The sequence below is a fragment of the Neisseria sp. P0021.S007 genome (assembly GCF_051956855.1).
In genome coordinates this window covers 1-466 of sequence record NZ_JBQCXA010001536.1, presented here as the reverse complement: position 1 = coordinate 466, position 466 = coordinate 1, and the positions used below count along the sequence as shown (strand labels likewise).

Genomic DNA, 466 nt, shown 5'->3' with positions numbered 1-466 from the left:
GCACACTATAGCCCAATGTATCCAGTTTTTTAGGTGTCGTTTTGGATGTGCTATTTTGTCCGTTTAGCTGTTGCGTCAGCTCATAAAGGTCTTCCTGATATTTCTGACGGTATAGTGAATGCAATTTGGGATATCGTGCCCAATCAATTTCCAAATAGACAGCATTGTTGCGAATAGCGACATACTGACCTTCTACTTCTTTTCCATCTAAGGGATTGGCAAGATGCACCTTAAACGGCAAGTGGTAACGGTAAGTAATATTATCGATTTCATTGACAAAACGTCCTACATTTTCTCCGGCACGTTCATTTGGATCGAGATAACCAGTGAAATTTGCCGGAATCCAAAACGAAAAATCCAACGATGACACCTGGCAATGCAATATATCCTGCACTGCTTGAGGAGTAAAAGGCTTAGGCTGATTGTCGTGATTCTGTGAAAACGAAGAAGCCGGTGCCAGCAATAG

The 466-nt window shown here is 42.1% G+C and carries 1 protein-coding gene; it reads right to left on the bottom strand.

The features are described 5' to 3' along the window. A partial coding sequence (locus tag ACTHUR_RS20130; RefSeq protein ID WP_440400561.1) for a peptidoglycan-binding protein occupies positions 1–466 on the bottom strand: 466 nt, incomplete at both ends.